The following is an 18,989-nucleotide window of genomic DNA, read 5'->3' on the forward strand; positions in this document are numbered from 1 at the left end:
ACCAATTTAATCAATACCACAGATACACTCGACCAGTACAAAAAGGAAGCAGGAGGCCTGGACTCCTATCTTAAACGTTATCAGAGTGAAGAATTCTACGATAAATCGCGGTTCACCCCGGATGAAATGGCTCGCCTTAAAAAAAACAAAATGGCTGCCTCGGTGGCACAAAAAAGGGCAAATGATGCCATGTTGCGTGGTATTGATAAGCAGCAACAAAACATCAAGTCCGATGCAGCACGGCTCAAAGAATTACAGCGTCATGCAGAAACAGCTAAAGGACAAAAACAAGCAATTCAGGCAGCCTCGGAATTAGCCAGCGCTGAAAATCACCAACTCATGCAAATAAGAAGCCTCATGATTGCGCAGCACAACGCGCAAGCGACACGTGCTGCCGCTATTGCCAATAAAGAGGCAATTTATGCGGTAGGCGATGAACGATTTCGGGCAGGACAATTTAAAAAAAGTACACCCAAATCGTGGTAACTCATTGAAACAACACTAAGGAACGAGAATGAAAAAAATCACTTTAAGTTTACTGACAATATCCTGTCTTTTAACAGGGTGCGAGAGCGAACAAGCTAAAGCGGAGTATAAGGCAAAACAATTAGCTCAATTGACCTGCGAGAGTTCAAGACAGGGGCGAACCCAAGAGGAATTGCAAGCCATAGGAGATGCCTGTTTTAGAAAGGGCAGTTTTAAAAAAAGCAAACCGATGTCGTGGTAACTCTATGAAAAACCCAGTGATTAAATTAAGTGTGCTCTTGGGGCTTCTGCTTTGTGCCTCAAGTCTTTATGCCGGATCGGGAATTAATGGTGCCAATTTATTTGATGGCATCTTAAATCGATTTCAACAAAACTCCTCGACTTGGGAGCGAAAAATTACCGAATATGCCAGCTGGCTTTTTTGGAGTTTAGCGCTTCTTAGTATGATCTGGACGTACAGTTTAATGGCCTTAAAGCGCGCTGAAATTCAGGAGTTCTTTGCAGAAACCGTACGCTTTTTCATAGTCACTGGATTTTTCTATTGGTTATTAATCAATGGGCCAGCGATGGCAAAAGCCATTATTGCTTCACTAAGGCAAATTGCTGCAAATGCTTCAGGGCTAAATCACGGCGTATCGCCTTCAGGTATGGTTGATGTGGGGTTCGATATTGCGTCTAAAGTAGTAGACAACTCATCGATTTGGTCACCGGCAACAACAACGGTTGGACTCATTGTGGCCGCGATTATTTTGGTCGTTTTGGCACTGGTCGCAGTCAATATGTTATTGCTGCTCATTTCTGCTTGGATGATTACTTATGGCGGAATCATCCTCTTAGGATTTGGCGGAGGACGTTGGACACAAGACATTGCAATTAATTATTACAAAACGGTTTTGGGAATTGCTGTGCAAGCGTTTGCCATGGTTCTTATTGTGGGTATTGGCCGTTCATTCATCGATCACTATTACTCGGCCATGTCCACAGAGGGAATGACAATCAAAGAACTGTTTGTGATGCTGGTTGTTTCCATCATTTTATTGGCGATTGTTAACAAAATACCGCCCATGCTCTCCGGGATTGTCTCCGGTGGTGGTTTTAATGGAGGCTCAGGAATTGGTGTGGGCAACGCCATGGCGGCTGCGGGCATGGCGGGGGCAGCCCTTTCTGGTGGCGCCACAATGGCTGCAGCAGGCTTAGCGAATATGGCAGGAGGCGGTTCTGCATTATCTGCCGCGTTTAAAGCCGCATCACAGTACAGTAGTTCCGAAGGGGATGGGCCAGGCCTTTCATCCGCCGTAGGCAAAGCCGGTCAGTTTGCAACCTCCTTTGGGTCGCACCTTGCTTCAGGGACGTTTGATGTCATGAGTCAAAAAATAGATACAGCCAAAGAAGCCATTGCATCGCGTGTGGCTCAAACTCCAGGTGGACAAATCGCTGATGCAATCAATCAAAAATTCCACGAAGTCACAGGAGAAGAGAATACGAATCCAGATCAACCCGAGCCTCCTGATTCTGAAGGCAGTTTAAGTGCGGGTGCGAACTATTCTAATGTTCCCGATGACAGTCATGATGCGAGTCCAGACACGCATGATGAAGTCAGTCAATTTGTTAACAAACATCAAAACAAGGGAAAATAAGATGCCCATTCCTGTTGATGTGTCGATTATTCATCAAGAACGTGTCGCCTGCACCATTATGGCCTCGATTAAATATCAAGTACCCACGAACATCCTACTTGCCATCGCTGAAAAAGAGGGCGGGAAACCTGGGGAGTGGAGCAAAAATAGTAATGGAACTTATGATGTAGGAAGTATGCAGTTAAATACGGTGTATTTAAACGATTTGGCACGATTTGGGATTAAGCCATCAGATGTGGCGCATCGAGGCTGCTATTCCTATGATTTAGCTGCTTGGCGAGTGCGTGGCCATTTAATTCATGATAGCCAAGACCTATGGACTCGAGCTGCAAATTACCATTCGAAAACACCGAAATACAATCGTATTTATCGGGCCGACTTAATCAAAAAAGCACAGAAATGGCAGCGCTGGCTGGATTTAAATTTCAAAACTTATCACGTCACCACTCCTGGAGCAGCACCTACCTCCATTCAACAAAGACACACCCTCACGCACCAGGATAGGGTGGTTTATGCTCCATCGCACCCTATTATCAGTAAATCTAAAGTGCTTATGCCGAGTAATCAAGCCGCCGAAAGTGCATTGGCTTCTGTCTTTTCACCCACATTAAGAGGTGAGAGCGCATGAAGGAGAATAAAGCCATAGGCCCATTAGTAAAGCAATCCGCGGCTCCTCAAAGAAAATACGTCCTCATGTGGTTTGTTTTGGCGGCCTTGTTGGTCAGTATGCAATTAGCCACTCAATTTATGGCCTATAAATTTAACTATGCACCGGTGTTGGGCCCTTCCTTATTTTCTTGTTATGCCCCATGGCAAGTGCTCGTTTGGTGGGCTAAATGGAAGTCGTATTATCCTGATTATTTTGACATCGCTTTTGGCCTCTTTACCATGAGTACCTCCTTGCTGTTTCTGGCCATTCTTTTAATTAGCCATTATTTAAAAAAAGATAAAGTCAGTGAATACCTGCATGGCTCAGCACGCTGGGCGAACATGGATGATTTACGTCAGGCTGGGTTATTTGGTCATAATGAGGGTGTTTATGTCGGGGCTGTTGAAGAGCAAGGCGTGATCCATTATTTGCGTCATAACGGGCCCGAGCATGTTTTAACTTATGCTCCAACACGTTCAGGAAAGGGAGTTGGCCTTGTGATTCCGACCTTATTGTCCTGGAAACACTCGGCGGTTATCACCGATTTAAAAGGAGAACTTTGGGCATTAACCTCAGGATGGCGCAAAGAATATGCAAAAAACAAAGTGATTCGTTTTGAACCCGCAACGCGCCAGGGGAGTGCACGCTGGAATCCTATGGATGAAATTAGGATTGGCACTGAGGCTGAGGTAGGTGATGTACAAAACTTTGCGACGCTGGTAGTTGATCCTGATGGTAAAGGACTTGAATCACATTGGCAAAAAACATCTCAGGCGTTGTTGGTAGGACTCATCTTACATTGCCTGTACAAACTAAAAGACACCGGGGAGCCAGCAACATTACCTAATATTGATCGCATGATGGTGGATCCCAACATCAATATTGCGGATCTACTCATTGAGATGACTCAATACCCCCATGTTGATGGCAAGACCCATCCGGTAATTAGCGCCAGTGCACGTGACATGATCGATAGGCCAGAAGATGAGGCAGGCTCTGTGTTATCTACGCTGAAATCCTATTTATCTTTATATCGTGATCCCGTTGTAGCCTATAACGTGTCGGCCTCTGATTTTTGTATTAAAGATCTCATGAACCATGACTGCCCCGTGAGCCTTTATATTGTTACCCAACCCAACGATAAAGCCAGACTTCAGCCTTTAGTTCGAGTCCTGATTAATATGATAGTCAGATTGTTGGCGGATAAAATGGAATTTGAACGAGTTACTACACCTCTGGTGCGTTTATCCGCAAGCAAAAACATGTTCAGGAAAAAACGACTTGATGAAACGGCGCATTCATACATCCAAACGAAAAAAACATACAAGCATCGGCTCCTGTGCATGATTGATGAGTTCCCAAGTCTTGGAAAATTGGATATTTTGCAAGAGTCTTTGGCCTTTGTTGCCGGGTATGGCCTTAAATTTTATCTCATTTGCCAGGACATTAATCAGCTTAAAAGCCGGGAGCGAGGCTATGGACCAGATGAAACAATTACCTCCAACTGCCATATTCAAAACGCCTACCCTCCCAACAGAGTGGAAACAGCAGAACATCTATCCAAGCTTACCGGTCAAACAACGGTTGTAAAAGAGCATGTCACCACCAGTGGTAAACGAATATCCGCCTTTTTAACGCAAATATCGAAAACGACCCAAGAAGTGTCCAGGCCACTTTTGACCGTGGATGAATGCTTACGGATGCCTGGTCCTAAAAAAGACATCAATGGCCTGATCACAGAGGCAGGTGACATGGTGGTTTATGTAGCAGGATTTCCAATGACGTATGGCAAACAGCCTCTGTATTTTAAAGATCCTGTGTTTATTGCGCGATCGGCGGTTGAAGCACCTGGGTGTTCCGATGTGATTCGTCAAAGACTGACAGAGGATGAGGAAATCCAATTATGAAAAAAATTTCTGTTTGGATTTGTATTAGTTGTGCTGGTCTTTTTTGCTTCTTAGTCTTCCTGTTCCTGGTGGGCATCAAATTTAACATTAGCGATTCGATTCCCAAAGGTATTTATCGAGTGCATCAGGGCGAAATTAAGAGAAACAGCTTCGTCTTATTCTGTCCTGATGACAGAGAGGCATTTCGTTTAGGAAAAAGACGGGGCTATTTGAATCATGGTTTTTGTTCCAATGATTACGGTTATGTGATGAAGCAGGTAGTCGCGTTGGCGGGGGATGAGGTTTCAAGCACAGATAAAGGGGTGTTTGTGAATCATCGGCAGATTCGGTTTAGTCAGCCCCACATCCATGATGGATTTAACCGTCCTATGCCTCTATGGCGAGTTAAAAAGTATACGCTTCAGGCCGGAGAGCTCGTCACGATGACCAATCAAAATAGCTTGTCATTTGATAGTCGGTATTTCGGTCTGATTCAGGTCAAGCAAGTTAAGGGAATTATTGACCCAGTATTTATCTGGTAAGTCTTAATCTAAGTGAGGAAAAAAATGAGATTATTTATTGCAGAAAAACCTTCTGTTGCGAAAGCTATTGCCGAGGAGCTAGGAATTAGTAGCAAAGAAGAAGGCTATATTTGTTGCGGAAGCGATCGTATTACCTGGTGTTTTGGCCATTTATTAGAGCTTGCTGAGCCTGATTGCTATACTCCAGAAGATGCGCCTAAAAGTCCTAAAACAGGAAAAAAGTTATGGCGTATGGAAGACCTTCCCATTATCCCCTCGCACTGGATTATCCAACCCAAACCCGACAGTAAAAAACAGCTAAAAATAATTGGGAACCTTCTTAAAGACGCGACCTTAATCATTAATGCAGGAGATGCGGATAGAGAAGGGCAGCTTTTAGTCGATGAGGTACTTACCTATTTTAATAATCAAAAACCGGTGAAAAGATTTTGGGTTGCGGCACACGACTCTACCTCACTTCAGCGTGGCCTTTCTTCCATGAATGATAATCAAGCCTATTATGGGTTGGGTCGTGCTGCCTTAGCACGAAGCCAGGCTGATTGGTTAATTGGCATGAATTTAAGTCGGGCGTACACGCTCAATGCGTCTAAAAACGGACAAAGAGCATTAGTTACCGTAGGGAGGGTTCAAACACCTACATTGAAACTTGTTGTGACGCGCGACCGAGAAATAGCCGCCTTTCAATCCAAACCATACTATTCGATTAAAGCCGCTTTTAATGCACAGAACACAACATTTTTAGCCGATTGGAAAGCTGGTGAGAATCAACAGGGCCTTGATGAGGAGGACCGATTAATAGATTTAAATCTCGCTAATAGGTTGGTTGACCAAGTTTCAGGCCGTTTAGGCACAATAAAAGCGTATAAAAAGGAATTACAAACCACACAACACCCTAAAGCCTACTCTTTATCTGATTTAACTCTGGAGGCATCGAACCAACATGGTTTTTCAGCCTCCGAAGTTCTGGACGTGTGCCAGGGGTTATATGAAACCCATAAACTCACGACTTATCCTCGAACTGATTGTGGTTTTTTACCTGAATCTCAATTTGTGGATGCCCGTGCTATTTTAACCAGGCTAAGCACCATCAATCCGGAATTAAATCACCTTATAGAAAAAGCGGATGTTTCCATTAAATCCAAAACGTGGGATGACAAAAAAGTCACCGTACACTTTGGAATTATTCCGACATTGCATCAAGGCTCCAAAGAGCGGTTGTCTCCCCGGGAACGCATTATCTATGAGCTTATTGTTAAACGCTACATTGCCCAATTTTATCCACTACATGAATTTGAAAGTACTTCCATTGAGATTGATGTGGAGTCATTTCTATTCATTGCCAAAGGAAAAACGATTGTTCAAAACGGTTGGTGTGACGTTTATGAGGAGCCTATTGATGAACTGGAGCAGTCGGAATCAAGCCAAATACTTCCTGTCGTCTCTCAAGGGAGCCCAGTTAATTGCCTCAAGGCGAATCGCGTTGATACCAAAACAAAACCTCCAGCTCGTTTTACTGAGGGGACATTACAACGTGCTATGGAAAATATTCATAAGTACATCGCCGATGCGGAACATAAAAAATTGCTTCGCGACGGAGACGGTATTGGTACTCCTGCGACCCGAGCATCAATTATTAGCGAACTAAAAAATAGAGGATTCATTGAACCGAAGGGAAAAAATATCGTAAGCACCCTACTTGGACAAAGTATTGTTGATGCCTTACCTGAGACGGTGAAAAGTCCTGTGTTAACGGCAATGTTTGAACGTATTTTAAAAACTATTGAACAAGAACCAGAACAGTTTGGCTCTTTTATGGAAAAGCAAACCGCGTTTGTCACAGAGCAGGTTAACGTAGCGAATCAACAATCCATTACCTTAAATGGATTAAAGGCGTCTGAACCACACCGCATTTTTGAATGTCTGACTTGTCGTCAAAAACTAATCCAACGTAAAAGCCCTAAAGGGTATTGGTGGGGCTGTTCCTCTTATCCCAACTGCAAACAAACCTATCCTGATGTTAAAGGCAAACCACAATACACACTTAAAAAGGAGAACACCAATGCTTAATCAAGAAACTACACCGCTAGAGGTACTTGAAGAAAAGCTTAACGATTTAATGGTTCCTGGATTTATTGTTGAAATGAGTCCTGAAGAGGCTGATATGTTTGGCGCATTCATTGAAGATGCACTGACTGACGAAGACGCTTTGGAGGCTAAACATGGATAAAATCCCATACCACCAAAACGTTGCCAACAAAATTATTGAGCAATTAAAGCAAGGTACAGCACCTTGGTTAAAACCATGGAATCCTGGAGTCCCAGGAGGTCAATTACCTATGAATCCGGTCACTGGGAAAAGATATAAGGGAATCAACGCCCTAATTTTAATGCAGGCTGACACACCTGATAATCGTTGGCTCACCTACAATCAGGCTCAGTCTATCGGAGCTCAAGTCAGGAAAGGTGAGAAAGGAACGTTGGTTCAATACTGGAAATTTTCGGAAGAACATATTCAAAAGGATGAACTGGGTCAACCTAGTTTAAATGAAGAAGGGAAGCCGATTAAAATCACAGTAAAGCTCGAGCGACCCCAGGTATTTTACGCCACCGTGTTTAATGCCAGTCAAATAGAGGGCATGCCTCCAATGATTCTTAAAGAGCCCGAATGGTCCCCATTGGAGCGTGCTGAATCCATATTAGCTCAATCCGGTGCGACCATTATCCATTCTGAAATGGATCGAGCGTTTTACCGTATCATTTCTGACGAAATCCATTTGCCGATGAAAAGCCAATTTAAGGAGAGCGCACTCTATTATGCTACCGCCTTACATGAGTTAGGCCATTGGACGGGTCATGAATCCAGATTAAATCGCGATTTAGGCCATCCATTTGGCAGTGAAGGTTATGCTAAAGAAGAGTTACGTGCGGAAATTGCCAGTATGATGTTGGGCGATGAATTAGGAATAGGGCACGATCCAGCACAACATACGGCATACATCAAGTCGTGGATCCGCGTTTTGGAAGAGGATCCCATGGAAATTTTCAGAGCCGCTTCAGATGCAGAGAAGATTTCAAATCACCTTCATTCATTAGTACAAATTCAAGAGCAGACAGTGTATCAACAGACCGAATCCAGGGAGGATTCACGTGTAACGGATGAGCCTATGAATTCAATCAATGCACTTGCGGATAAAATTTGGCTTGCTATCCCTTATCACCAAAAAGACACCGTAAAATCTATTGCAGGGGTGCTTTCCAATGGGGACCCAGCTATTACTTGGGATAAAGAAACAAAAAAATGGTATGCGCGAGAGGGAGCAAATTTGGAATTGTTAACGCCGTGGCTGGAGAGCAAAACGGTGCTCTCGGAACAAAACCTAAATGTCGTAGCAGAAAAAACGTGGTTGGCGATACCTTTTGATCAAAAAGACACTGCGAAATCAATTATTGGAACGCTCCCTGATGGCACATCAGGAATTGCCTGGGATAAGGCTCATAAGTGCTGGTTTGCTAAACCTGGTGTCTCTTTGGAGAAAATAAAATGTTGGATTCCTGACAATAAAGTAGCTGCACAACAACCTGTACTTAGTCCAATTGATGAATTTAAAGACGTGTTAATCAGTATGGGATTTGTTGTTACAGGCCACCATCCCCTAATGGACGGCAAAAAACACCGAATTGAGGCGGAAGGCGATAAAAAAGGTGAAAAAGCGGGGTTTTATGTGGGGCATTTAGATGGCCTGCCTGCGGGATACATTAAAAATAATCGAACAGGTCAGGAAATGAGGTGGAAAAGCAAAGGGTATGTGTTATCTGATGAAGATAAAGCGATACTCAAAGCAACAGCACTTGAGAAAATCAAAACAAGAGAGGCTGAGTTAGAGGCACTTCACCAAAACACAGCGATGCAATTAAAGCAAAAACTATCGCGATTGCAAGAGCTTTCAAGCACCACGCCCTATCTAAACTCAAAAGGAATCGAAATTCATCCGGGTGTATTTACTGATGAAGAGAAAAATACACTCTTTGTGCCTGCTTTCGATAAAAATGGTGACATTTGGACAATGCAGTACATTAAGGAAGATGGAACAAAACGATTCGCTAAGGACAGTCGTAAAGAGGGTTGTTTTCATGTTGTGGGAGGTATGGAAAATCTATCTCTTGCTCCAGCCATCGTTATTGCTGAAGGGTATGCTACGGCTGCAACTTTAAAACAAGTGTTGGATTTTCCAGTAGTCTCTGCTTTTGATGCCGGTAATTTAAAAACTGTTGCTCAAGGATTAAAAGAACGTTTTCCCGATAAACCAATTTTGATTGCAGGTGATGATGATAAGCATCTCGAAACGACTAAAAAACCGTGTAATCCAGGAAAAGAAAAAGCTTTAGAGGCTGCGTCTTCAGTTGATGGGCATGTAATTTTTCCAATATTCGCACCCGATGAACAAGAAGGAAATCCCAAGAAATTTAGTGATTTTAATGATCTGGCTCAAAATAGCCATCTTGGATTTGAGGGTGTACAACGTCAAATAAAACCTGTGGTTAAGAAAATTATTCAGAAACAACAAGGAATAAAACAAACGACAGCAAAAACACGGGTTCACCCTTTGTAAATGAACAAAATGCCCTAATTTATAGTTAATCTTCCTACCCCAATGTCCGCAGAGAGTCGAGTAAGATTCTTTGCGGATGGTTTAAGTTATTTGATGCGATTTGTACCTTTTTCCTGTTTTACACCATAAATTGGCCGTCGCACTGTGTGATCAGATTGGGTTCCTTTGCGCTCCAAGTTATCGTGTACATGACTCTGCAGTAACACTTCACCTCCTCGGGCGAACTGAACCACATGGAGTTCGGACAGGCTTCGCAAGCGGTTTTTACTTTCGGGCGGCGGGCATTGTCCAATGCGCTCAAAGTTCGGCTTGGATTTTGAGTTGATACGCTTACTTCTTCCTCGTGTGTTGGAGTATCCAGTGGGCTTTCTTGCTGGAGTAACTTCATTGCCTCTTCCAGTTGCTGTTCCATGGATAATTCCAGATGATCTTGACTGCTCATTACTACCTCCGTTGTTCTTGATTAAATTCTGGCGCTGTAATTCCAAATTGAGATCATCAAATCGAATGTCTAATTGAAAACGGACAGCAACCATTAAAATAGTGCTCTGAAATAATTTTGAGCCATTAACCGCAATGCAATCACCATATTGTTTTTTTGCCAGTAGGACTGCTTCTTTAAGACCCTCAACAGAGACTCCACGCGAAATGCTTATTTCTTTGCCATTATCACGAATCGTGCATGTGTTTACTTTTTGGATTACAGTTCCTTCTTTAGTGATGCCATCTATTGACGTGGAGTTTTCCAACTTATTTTTATTATTACGGCCCGATAAAGAATAGTGATTGTTTGTTTTCGTAGCTCTTTGCCGCATTAGGGTTAACGCATCTTCATTGCCATCAAGTGCTCTTCTTTGAAGCCAGTCCGCCCAGGTGCTTCCTTTACTTCGGGCCAAGTGATGTTCACGTTCGATCCGATATTGCTTCATGATCTTGCCCATTTCTTCTTTAAGGGATTTACTGATGAACTCATATAACAGCTTCTTGTTTTCTCGGCCGTCCTTAGTCATTTTAACCGCTGCGCGTTTTAACTTTCCCTTGGTTTTCGCCTGGCGAATCAATCTAGTTTTCTTATCACGAAGAACTCGAAGTTTTTCTGCTATTCTCTGTTTTTCACGTGTGCGGTCTGCCTGATATTCGATGTAAAGTTCTTGAGATTTTTTTCCCTGATGCAGAGGTTTGGGTGTATAAGAATAATGTTTTGTCCGTGTTTTCTTTGTGCTGGGTTGAAAACTCCCAAATCGTTCTTCCAATTTCTTTTTGGAAAAATTTCTCGATATAGAGCTGGGTTTCACACCTAGTCCAGAATCACTTTCAAGTATCAAACCATTTCCTCGTAAGCCAAGAGTTAAACCGAACCTGGTTAGAGTGTTATGAAATGATGTCCAATCATGGCATTTTTCTAATTCGTCCAGGCAATGACGTTTTACCCAATTAATTAAGCTTTCTATTCCTGAATGATGTTCCATATCATCTGCTCGATTTTCAGAACGTCCTTTTTGGCATCGATGGTTTGTTTTGATTAAAGAAAATTCTGATTCAAGCTGTTGGGCAACTGCTGAAAATTTTTTGTATGCTTGAAAGGGCTCTACCATGGTGTAATGAATGGGATGAATCTTATTCACCGCAATATGGATGTGTAGATTATCTGTATCGTGATGTATCGCACTGATTCGTTGATGTTCTGATAAACCAATTGAGGCGACAACTCGGTCTTCAATTGTTTTTAGTACATCAGGTGTCAATGATTCTCCTGGCGCAAATGAAATAAGGAGGTGGTAAGATTTATCGCCTTGAGCTCGCTTATTCCTATCTTGAGTCGCCTTCACCTCAAGTCCTGCCCAAACAGGATCGAGACTACGGCAATTGGATATTCTAATTTCGCCGACCCGTTCCTCTTTTCCTTGTCCATGAGTCAAATAGCGTACCAGGCGCGCATAGCTACTTTTTTTAACGCTCTTCATAGGCATGTGACGAATGATCATATTTTTTTCACCGCTTTCAACAACGCATCTTGGGTGATTTGTATGCGATGAACTAATTCGTTGATCATGGAGGGACTAAAGCGAGATAACCGTTCGTCATTGGTAAGCCATAGTTTAAGTAATCCACCCAGCCGACCTAAATCCGCGTTAATCTTGGCCAGTGTTTGTATGTTTTCTTGATCGATAACGCTGCCAATTTGAAATCCCAAACCTAAACGACGTAGGTATTCTGCAACAGAAAGACCAGATTTTAGGGCGTTATTTTTTATTTGGGATTCTTCAGAAGAAAGGACTGGGACTCGTAAATGTCTACTGTGTTTTCTTGTGTTGGTACTATTTTTTGTACGCATAGGAAAGCCTCCCTCTTTTTCAAGTGGTTGCAATCCTTTAGTTACTGTATGTGAAGGCTCAAAACATCTTAGTTGACCAAGATTTGCGTTGAGCACCGAAGGTGCGAATAAGCTTTGTGAAGAGAGTTGACCAGTTTACTGGTTAGCTAACTTCACCTATCTTGCCCAGCTTTTCGACGCCTTTAATTGGAATACTAACAGGTTCTTTTTTGCTTTTATATGATTTTTTTTGTACGCAAAAGGTAATTATACCCAATTAGATAGTTAATAGGCATCAATGTACGTATAGAGCAAGGTTAAGCTCGCCTAAAAACCAATAAAGGCGCAAAAGGGCGTAAAGAGGCAAAAAATAAAATCATAAGTCCTTGAGAAATCGCATAAAACTAAATACACTATAGTTATCAAAACTACTACTGAATCACTATATGGCACTCTCTTTAGCAAAACGAATTGCCGAGCGGGAAGAACGAAAAACGAAATCCACCAACTCTAAAAATAAAGTGGCTTTTCTTGCCTTAAAAGAGGATATTCATGAAGCACTCTTGGTGGGCTGGTCTAAGAAAGTGATCTGGGAAACCTTAGTGGAAGAAGGTAAAATTGAATTCAGCTACAAAACGTTTAGGACTTATGTATCGCAATTAATTGTGTCGTCACAAAGTCCAGAGCAATCGGCACAAACCGTATCAGAAATAAAAACACCCAAGGCTGGGGATAACAATGAACGTAAACCAAACCAGGGGATACCTGGGTTTACTTTTCGACCAACACCCAACCCGGAGGAACTTTTATAATGAGAATACATATAACAATGCAAGGCAAAGGTGGTGTGGGAAAATCCTTTGTTTCGGCCACCACAGCACAATATAAATTGCATAAGGGGCATAGTCCTTTGTGCATTGATACCGATCCGATTAATGCCACATTTCATGGGTTTAAAGCGCTGAATGTCCAACGATTAGAAATCATGGACGGAGATGAAATTAATTCCCGCCATTTTGACACACTGATTGAATGGATTGCATCGACTCCAAATGATGTGATCATTGATAATGGGGCCAGTTCTTTTGTCCCATTGTCCCATTATTTAATAAGTAATCAGATTCCTGCTTTATTGAAGGAGTTAGGCCATGAGCTGGTTGTGCATTCCGTGATTACTGGGGGACAAGCACTATTGGATACCATGAATGGTTTCTCTCAACTGATTAGTCAATTTCCTTTGGATACACACTTTGTTGTTTGGTTAAATCCATACTGGGGTCCCATTGAGCATGAAGGTAAACCCTTTGAGCAAATGAAAGTTTATCGTGAGAATAAAGAGCGCATTTCTTCGCTCATTCACATTCCTGCCTTGAAAGAAGAAACCTATGGTCGTGACCTAACGGATATGCTGCAGAAAAAAATAACCTTTAATGAAGCACTGGAAGATACTCAAACTAATATTATGACACGGCAGCGTTTAAAAATTGTTCGGGATCAACTATTTTCTCAGTTAGATAATGTGGTGGTGCTCTAATGTCTGAGGAACTTGATCACTTAATTAAAGAAATTGCCGTAAAGCACGGCACTGTACTTGGGAAGGATGATCCCATCCTAATGCTTCATACCGTGAATCAACAACTCATTGAAGACAGTAAAAAAGCACACCAGGAACTCTTGATGACGTTTAAAGGTGAGTTAGAGCTGTGCTGTGCGAAGTGGAAAGAGGATGCTCATGAGAAAGCTGAAAAAATTGTAAATGCCTCATTAGCCTCAAGTAAAGAAATCATGTCCCGATTAGTGCAGAAAAGTTCGGAACATGCGATTCACTCGATTCAGGAAATTATGACAAATACGATCAATGAGCTGAACACCATTAGGTCAAGCACTAAAATTTACTCGATAACGGCCTTATTTGCTTCGGGAATAATGATTGTTTTAGTCACCCTATTAATTGTATTTAATTTGATTTAAAAGAGCATATTAATCAAAGGATTAAGGAATAAAAGGAGAGAAACCATGACGAACGTTGTTTTGTTCCCTCAAAAATTAAAGCAATGTAATGCTGCTGACACTACGCCAGCTCAAAGTACCCAAAAAAGGAATTGGGCGAGCTCGTTCGTTATTTCAATGCTCACGTTTCTTCGTACAACCTTGGTTTTATTATGGCCATTTATCAAGTGGTTTGTTTATTTGGATTTGTTATTGTCCTTTCTAAAAATGTCATTACATACAAATAATCATGCTACGTACGATTTTATACTGCATTGCTCCATTATATTTCTAGGCGTGATTTTCGTGTTCTTTTACACACCTAAAAGGAATATAACTGTTAATGCTAGAAAGGAGTAGTATCGTTATGTCGAACGTGGTCGCCTTTCCAAAAAATAAATCCCAAAAAGATAGCTCAAAAAAATGCCACAAGGAAAAAAATATTTTAGGTAATGAGGAAACTTTATTAAAAAAATCGTTACTTTTCATTCGTAAAATTATTTTTTTGTTTTGGAGACATTTTGAAATGTTTGCATGTATATTTTTATGCTTCAGATTTGTGCAGCTTTGCTTTCATATAAATTCCTATTCTAGCAAACAATTTATAGTAGATTTAATCGAAGTTTCTATTTTATGGTGGATGGTATTGATTTTCAAAGGTCAACACCAAAATTTAATAAAAAGATACCGTAGTAAAATATAATCCATTAGGGGTTCTGGCCGCTGGCTCTTCTGGTCGTATTTTACAAAACTGGAATACAGGCAAATCCTGATGACTTAATTGCTGTAGCAACCAAGGATGCTTTTACTCGGATTCATGAGGGTATATTTCCAGGGCTTTTTTTATATTGGACCACGGCATTTTGCATTAATCGCTTCCAATAATTCCATTCTTAAGGACTATAAACTTGGGGCAGAGCCCAAGTTATTTACTCGCACGATGGCATGAAACACGATTGGTTTACTTGAACGGTTAGCCAAAAGCAGTATCTAGTATCTTACATTGATTCCACTCTGCTTCTATTTCTCTAATTCTGACTAAGTTGATGGTTATCGGTTCCTCTTTTGTTGAGGAGAGGAATACGCCTGTTGAGGGTGAATCTCCTTTTTTTAAATCAAATAGCTTCAAATATTTAGCTAAAGAGTTTTTGTTCATGCCACATTTGGTTGCTAAAACATCAGTGAGCTCGATAGAATGACTGTCTTTATCAGTCCAGGTCAAAATACGATGTATGACGGAGTTGTTTAATCCATGGTAAATATTTGGTTTATTCGTGTAATTGTTTTCGGCCGTTTCTCTAACTGGAATTTCTATATTTTCTATATCGTCTAAATAAAAATCAATTGAAAAATGTTTGGTATTAAAAAGCTCGGCAAGATGTAGGCTTCCATCCAATATCATGTCATGTTTTTGTGGAGTAACAACATAGCCGTTAGGAAAATTAATAAGATGATGTCTTTTTAAGACAAAAATCATTTTGATTAATACGATAAAGTGAAGTCTGCACTTATCATAATTAATATTGCAAGACTCAAATTGGTGATAGGTGCGAGTTTTTATGCCATTAATGCATCGATTGGCGATTACAAACGGGGTAATGGGCTCTTCTTTCTGAGGTACGATGCCTGATATAATGTTATGTACTACAGATCTATCACAACACAAAAAAGACAACTCAAAGGACTCTACTGTTTCATCCAAATAAAAATTGGGTAATAAATCGCTAACAAATGGTACTACATTCTTATACCAACGAGCTTGGAAATTAGGCCAGCTATACGAGATAAAATGTTGATTATCCTGTAGCCATTCATAATTGTAACCAAAAACTCGGCATGCTTCTAATTGCGCTTTTTTATCAATTATATTGATGAGTTTTTCTTTATTAGTGATATCTGTTCTGTCAATTTTAGAACCCGTTAGCCATTCCAGTAGTGGACACAGATCATTGTAATCTATCTTTTGAGCATCAATAATTTTTAAAAAACTGTTCATTTGATAATCGTATTTGTCATTAATTTTAGTATACGATCTCTGATATTCATTGATTGTCTGTTCTTTTACTTTATTCAATGTGCTGACTATGGCGGTGTTAATGGAAGTCATTTCTGCTTCTGCGAGGCATTCATAAAACTCTTTGAGTTCTCCAGGGATTCTTAAGGTTGTGGTAATTGACTTATCTATTTCTGAGCCAGGATTTCTTTTCAAAAAAGTTTTCACCGTCCTAAAAATAGTCGATTGAAAATTACTAAATAAGCTATTCGTTATCTCGTGATTCATTATGGCCTCAAATTTAATGTGATGTCATAACGATACTATAAGTCGGGTGGCGTGAAAAGAATTATTATAAAAAAAGAAAATGTAGTGTTTTTTGAGTATCAACGCTGAATTATTTAATAAGGGGTAGGACAAGCAACGGAATTAAAAGATACACTAAGTATTCAACCTGTTGAAAGTTAATAATTTTATTTTTATTATTTATTGCTTGTAAGTATTTTATAAGAGCGGCTCGTTGGTTGAAATTTATATTTAATGGATTACTATGGAGCTAAATTTGATGTTAGAGTATCTTTTAATTCCGTTGCTTGTCGTACCCCTATCTTGTGCTAAACATAGTCTTCTTCTCTGCAATATTTTTCAATAATTTGCTGCATTGATAATTCCTCTTCATTATCCCCGGCTCTATTGCATTTAATCAATTCTTCAAAATTATCATGAATATGCGAAGAAACCCCTTTCTTTTCAACCCTCTCTAGGCGCTCAGATAAATCCAACAATCCTTTTTCACCATATTCATTTTTGTAATAATTTTTCAAAGCGATCAAGCTACACCCTTGTATTACAGAAGCGTCAGTCATAGTACACCATATAAGATAGAAATCTTTTCCATTATGCGGTATTTTAACAATATAATTTGCCATTTATATTTATCTGCCCTTAAAAAAAATTGCCCGTTCAATTACTCCCCATGCCTCACCGCAATAGATTTTATTCTTTTTAATCGTTACGCAACATTCTAATATCCAAAGGTTTTTTTCTATACATGTAAAAACGCGATGCTTGTTAAATCAGGAATTCCTTTATCTTGCTCCCAATTTCGCAATGTTTCTAAATTAATATGATACAAGGAAGAAAATTCTTTTTGTGTTAACTCCAGCTTTTCCTTAAACCTTTAACATCAAAGGCGGTTCTAACAATACGCCCTTTTCCCTCCAACTTTAAAGCCTCATCAACAGCATCAATTAACTCTTGTCCTAAACTCTTTTCTCCGTTCATAGCTCACCTCTATACTTAGCAACCAATAAAGGTACAGTTTTCTTCAACTGATTCTTCTCAGAGTCAGTAATATTTTCTTGCTCACTCTTACCATAAAGATCCCAGCCTGAGGTCTTAATGTAGGGCCATATAGCATTCCTTATCTCACATCGCATAGATTAACAGACTTGCTGAAGAGAAAACTCAACATCAAATTCATCATACAGAGCTTTAGGCATTAAAGGCGCCCTTCCTCTATGTATTTTATTTGGGCTAGCTTCTAGCTTAACTAGGCCATACTGTTCCATTGTTCTCAAGGTTCGAAGAATATTATTGGCCTTTCTTTTATATCCTGTTAGCGCCTCTAAATCAGAGACAGATTTAGGCTCATTTTCAATAATTAATTTGAGTAGCAGTTGATTATCTTCAGATAATACATGAGCCAATGATTTCATTGATGTAAACCAAATTTTTGGCTCATCCTTTTTGGGCTTGTATATCCCCTTGGCAATGGCAATTGTGCGCTGTTTGTACTGCTCAAGGGACATAATGCCTATTCTTGCTTTATTCATTATTTACTCTCCTTAAGGGTAACAAGACGCTTATCCACTTCATTCCAAAAGTCTTCTAAAAGCTGTCCTGCATTAACATAATTATAGGGCCTACCTCGATCGTTCTCATCATAATGCCAATGGTCAAAAGTTCTTTCCGGGCTAACCCCTTTTTTTGCTCCATATTTTATTTCATGGCTATTATCAAAACCTAATATGCGATTATTGGATTTATCATGTAAAGTTAATGAGTATTTAATACCCTGTTGTCGGCTATCTGTTTTAATAACCTCGAACTTAACCCATAAACCAAGGGCCTCATCAATGATGATTCTTTCGCCATTCAGCTCTAATAGATTTTCTAATGTATGGTCTATTGTATTCATAATTAATTATATCACGAGATGATATAATTGCAATTATAAACGAATATTTAGTTACATTTTCTAGCAGTTAAAGTTTACGGCTCCCACTGTTCTAACGCTTCGGCTATTTTTTCTAGACTTGCCACCACCATATATAGCATATGAAAACCCTGTTCAACGTACGGTCTAGATGTATCTATCCCTACGAGTTTAAATGACTTATCAATATCAGTAGTTGGCAAATGGGCATCAGCATGTCTCAATTCATACACACCAACAATTGGTGCCATTACTTCTCTAACCCGAGTTCTATCATATTTTGAAGCCAACAAATTCTCCAAATATTTTATACTTCCCCAATTTGCATTTTTTGGTGGCGATACAATTTTTTTCATGGATAGAATATCAAGGCACTCCACAGTCAACCGAGTGAGATCTTTTGCCAATGCATAGAAAGACTGTTCGTCTGTAGATCTAAACCGATGTATTTTTGGCAGGAGTTTAGGTATTAGGTCATGCTCCCTAAAAATCAGAACGTTGAGTTTCTCTTGCGACCATTTGTTTATACTCTTTATTGCATCTAATAAGTATTCCTCAGGAGCCATTGTATCTGCGGGTTGAGCTCTTTGTTAGCAGTGGTATAAAAGCGCGGATAAATGGCGCAGGTTACCCCCAATCCTTCAAGCCCCATCCTTGGGTGATAA

Annotated in this window: 21 protein-coding genes; 13 read left to right on the forward strand and 8 right to left on the reverse strand. The window is 40.4% G+C overall.

The features are described 5' to 3' along the window. The 9 genes from ACQY7T_RS08570 to ACQY7T_RS08610 all read left to right on the forward strand — a co-directional run. The coding region (locus tag ACQY7T_RS08570) for a P-type conjugative transfer protein TrbJ (protein WP_428412658.1) at positions 1-486 on the forward strand (486 nt) is incomplete at its 5' end. Positions 487-514: 28 nt separating this feature from the next. Further along, complete coding sequence (locus ACQY7T_RS08575) at positions 515-727, forward strand: hypothetical protein (RefSeq protein ID WP_428412660.1); 213 nt, start codon at positions 515-517, stop codon at positions 725-727. 4 nt (positions 728-731) lie between these two features. Then, positions 732-2,123, forward strand: a complete 1,392-nt coding sequence (gene trbL / locus ACQY7T_RS08580) for a P-type conjugative transfer protein TrbL (RefSeq protein WP_428412662.1) — start codon at positions 732-734, stop codon at positions 2,121-2,123. A gap of 1 nt (position 2,124) precedes the next feature. Then, positions 2,125-2,751, forward strand: a complete 627-nt coding sequence (locus ACQY7T_RS08585) for a conjugal transfer protein TrbN (protein ID WP_428412664.1) — start codon at positions 2,125-2,127, stop codon at positions 2,749-2,751. Beyond that, positions 2,748-4,679: a type IV secretory system conjugative DNA transfer family protein gene (locus ACQY7T_RS08590; RefSeq protein WP_428412666.1), complete on the forward strand. Its 1,932-nt coding sequence runs from the start codon at positions 2,748-2,750 to the stop codon at positions 4,677-4,679. The genes ACQY7T_RS08585 and ACQY7T_RS08590 overlap by 4 nt, the downstream gene beginning before the upstream one ends. Next, positions 4,676-5,200: a conjugative transfer signal peptidase TraF gene (traF, locus tag ACQY7T_RS08595; protein WP_428412668.1), complete on the forward strand. Its 525-nt coding sequence runs from the start codon at positions 4,676-4,678 to the stop codon at positions 5,198-5,200. The genes ACQY7T_RS08590 and traF overlap by 4 nt, the downstream gene beginning before the upstream one ends. A 24-nt stretch (positions 5,201-5,224) precedes the next feature. Beyond that, entirely contained in the window at positions 5,225-7,267 is a 2,043-nt protein-coding gene (locus ACQY7T_RS08600; protein WP_428412670.1) for a DNA topoisomerase 3, read from the forward strand. Beyond that, positions 7,260-7,427 (forward strand): hypothetical protein, encoded by a 168-nt coding sequence (locus ACQY7T_RS08605; RefSeq protein ID WP_428412672.1) that lies wholly within the window; start codon positions 7,260-7,262, stop codon positions 7,425-7,427. Before ACQY7T_RS08600 ends, ACQY7T_RS08605 begins: the two co-directional genes overlap by 8 nt. After that, positions 7,420-9,810, forward strand: a complete 2,391-nt coding sequence (locus ACQY7T_RS08610) for a zincin-like metallopeptidase domain-containing protein (protein WP_428412674.1) — start codon at positions 7,420-7,422, stop codon at positions 9,808-9,810. Before ACQY7T_RS08605 ends, ACQY7T_RS08610 begins: the two co-directional genes overlap by 8 nt. An 86-nt stretch (positions 9,811-9,896) precedes the next feature. Here ACQY7T_RS08610 and traI read toward each other — a convergent pair whose 3' ends face one another. Continuing rightward, positions 9,897-11,795 carry a TraI/MobA(P) family conjugative relaxase gene (traI, locus tag ACQY7T_RS08615; protein ID WP_428412676.1) on the reverse strand — a complete coding sequence of 633 codons (1,899 nt, stop codon included), beginning with the start codon at positions 11,793-11,795 and terminating at the stop codon, positions 9,897-9,899. Next, positions 11,792-12,145 (reverse strand): conjugal transfer transcriptional regulator TraJ, encoded by a 354-nt coding sequence (gene traJ, locus ACQY7T_RS08620; RefSeq protein ID WP_428412678.1) that lies wholly within the window; start codon positions 12,143-12,145, stop codon positions 11,792-11,794. Before traJ ends, traI begins: the two co-directional genes overlap by 4 nt. A 425-nt stretch (positions 12,146-12,570) precedes the next feature. On the opposite strand from traJ, the gene ACQY7T_RS08625 reads away from it, so the two are divergent. The 4 genes from ACQY7T_RS08625 to kleE are packed head-to-tail and all read left to right on the forward strand — an operon-like array spanning position 12,571 to position 14,473. Next, entirely contained in the window at positions 12,571-12,936 is a 366-nt protein-coding gene (locus ACQY7T_RS08625) for a TraK family protein (RefSeq protein WP_428412680.1), read from the forward strand. Then, positions 12,933-13,658 (forward strand): ArsA-related P-loop ATPase, encoded by a 726-nt coding sequence (locus ACQY7T_RS08630; RefSeq protein WP_428412698.1) that lies wholly within the window; start codon positions 12,933-12,935, stop codon positions 13,656-13,658. Before ACQY7T_RS08625 ends, ACQY7T_RS08630 begins: the two co-directional genes overlap by 4 nt. Beyond that, a complete protein-coding gene (locus ACQY7T_RS08635) occupies positions 13,658-14,095 on the forward strand; it encodes a conjugal transfer protein TraM (RefSeq protein WP_428412682.1) in 438 nt (145 codons plus the stop codon). Before ACQY7T_RS08630 ends, ACQY7T_RS08635 begins: the two co-directional genes overlap by 1 nt. Positions 14,096-14,140: 45 nt before the next feature. Next, the gene (gene kleE / locus ACQY7T_RS08640) at positions 14,141-14,473 is read left to right on the forward strand and encodes a KleE stable inheritance protein (RefSeq protein WP_428412684.1); all 333 of its coding nucleotides are present in this window, start codon (positions 14,141-14,143) and stop codon (positions 14,471-14,473) included. 613 nt (positions 14,474-15,086) lie between these two features. On the opposite strand, the gene ACQY7T_RS08645 is transcribed toward kleE, so the two are convergent. The 6 genes from ACQY7T_RS08645 to ACQY7T_RS08670 form a co-directional block, all read right to left on the reverse strand. Beyond that, positions 15,087-16,394 carry a hypothetical protein gene (locus tag ACQY7T_RS08645; RefSeq protein WP_428412686.1) on the reverse strand — a complete coding sequence of 436 codons (1,308 nt, stop codon included), beginning with the start codon at positions 16,392-16,394 and terminating at the stop codon, positions 15,087-15,089. Between the two features lie 326 nt (positions 16,395-16,720). After that, complete coding sequence (locus ACQY7T_RS08650) at positions 16,721-16,972, reverse strand: hypothetical protein (protein WP_428412688.1); 252 nt, start codon at positions 16,970-16,972, stop codon at positions 16,721-16,723. A 289-nt stretch (positions 16,973-17,261) separates the two neighbouring features. Continuing rightward, positions 17,262-17,390 carry a hypothetical protein gene (locus tag ACQY7T_RS08655; RefSeq protein WP_428412690.1) on the reverse strand — a complete coding sequence of 43 codons (129 nt, stop codon included), beginning with the start codon at positions 17,388-17,390 and terminating at the stop codon, positions 17,262-17,264. Between the two features lie 158 nt (positions 17,391-17,548). Beyond that, positions 17,549-17,941 (reverse strand): transcriptional regulator, encoded by a 393-nt coding sequence (locus ACQY7T_RS08660; protein WP_428412692.1) that lies wholly within the window; start codon positions 17,939-17,941, stop codon positions 17,549-17,551. Continuing rightward, positions 17,941-18,306 (reverse strand): toxin-antitoxin system TumE family protein, encoded by a 366-nt coding sequence (locus ACQY7T_RS08665; RefSeq protein ID WP_428412694.1) that lies wholly within the window; start codon positions 18,304-18,306, stop codon positions 17,941-17,943. The genes ACQY7T_RS08660 and ACQY7T_RS08665 overlap by 1 nt, the downstream gene beginning before the upstream one ends. 74 nt (positions 18,307-18,380) lie before the next feature. Next, positions 18,381-18,890 carry a hypothetical protein gene (locus ACQY7T_RS08670; protein ID WP_428412696.1) on the reverse strand — a complete coding sequence of 170 codons (510 nt, stop codon included), beginning with the start codon at positions 18,888-18,890 and terminating at the stop codon, positions 18,381-18,383. Positions 18,891-18,989: the final 99 nt, after the last annotated feature.

The organism is Legionella sp. (assembly GCF_965140895.1).
Lineage (GTDB): Bacteria > Pseudomonadota > Gammaproteobacteria > Legionellales > Legionellaceae > Legionella.

Coding starts and splice junctions, on each gene's coding strand:
- trbL (WP_428412662.1), top strand. CDS start 732: ATGAAAAACCCAGTGATTAAATTAAGTGTGCTCTTGGGGCTTCTGCTT.
- ACQY7T_RS08635 (WP_428412682.1), top strand. CDS start 13,658: ATGTCTGAGGAACTTGATCACTTAATTAAAGAAATTGCCGTAAAGCAC.
- traJ (WP_428412678.1), bottom strand. CDS start 12,145: ATGCGTACAAAAAATAGTACCAACACAAGAAAACACAGTAGACATTTA.
- traI (WP_428412676.1), bottom strand. CDS start 11,795: ATGATCATTCGTCACATGCCTATGAAGAGCGTTAAAAAAAGTAGCTAT.
- ACQY7T_RS08655 (WP_428412690.1), bottom strand. CDS start 17,390: ATGAACGGAGAAAAGAGTTTAGGACAAGAGTTAATTGATGCTGTTGAT.
- ACQY7T_RS08660 (WP_428412692.1), bottom strand. CDS start 17,941: ATGAATAAAGCAAGAATAGGCATTATGTCCCTTGAGCAGTACAAACAG.
- ACQY7T_RS08650 (WP_428412688.1), bottom strand. CDS start 16,972: ATGACTGACGCTTCTGTAATACAAGGGTGTAGCTTGATCGCTTTGAAA.
- ACQY7T_RS08585 (WP_428412664.1), top strand. CDS start 2,125: ATGCCCATTCCTGTTGATGTGTCGATTATTCATCAAGAACGTGTCGCC.
- ACQY7T_RS08610 (WP_428412674.1), top strand. CDS start 7,420: ATGGATAAAATCCCATACCACCAAAACGTTGCCAACAAAATTATTGAG.
- ACQY7T_RS08645 (WP_428412686.1), bottom strand. CDS start 16,394: ATGAATCACGAGATAACGAATAGCTTATTTAGTAATTTTCAATCGACT.
- ACQY7T_RS08665 (WP_428412694.1), bottom strand. CDS start 18,306: ATGAATACAATAGACCATACATTAGAAAATCTATTAGAGCTGAATGGC.
- ACQY7T_RS08575 (WP_428412660.1), top strand. CDS start 515: ATGAAAAAAATCACTTTAAGTTTACTGACAATATCCTGTCTTTTAACA.
- ACQY7T_RS08600 (WP_428412670.1), top strand. CDS start 5,225: ATGAGATTATTTATTGCAGAAAAACCTTCTGTTGCGAAAGCTATTGCC.
- ACQY7T_RS08590 (WP_428412666.1), top strand. CDS start 2,748: ATGAAGGAGAATAAAGCCATAGGCCCATTAGTAAAGCAATCCGCGGCT.
- traF (WP_428412668.1), top strand. CDS start 4,676: ATGAAAAAAATTTCTGTTTGGATTTGTATTAGTTGTGCTGGTCTTTTT.
- ACQY7T_RS08625 (WP_428412680.1), top strand. CDS start 12,571: ATGGCACTCTCTTTAGCAAAACGAATTGCCGAGCGGGAAGAACGAAAA.
- ACQY7T_RS08670 (WP_428412696.1), bottom strand. CDS start 18,890: ATGGCTCCTGAGGAATACTTATTAGATGCAATAAAGAGTATAAACAAA.
- ACQY7T_RS08605 (WP_428412672.1), top strand. CDS start 7,260: ATGCTTAATCAAGAAACTACACCGCTAGAGGTACTTGAAGAAAAGCTT.
- kleE (WP_428412684.1), top strand. CDS start 14,141: ATGACGAACGTTGTTTTGTTCCCTCAAAAATTAAAGCAATGTAATGCT.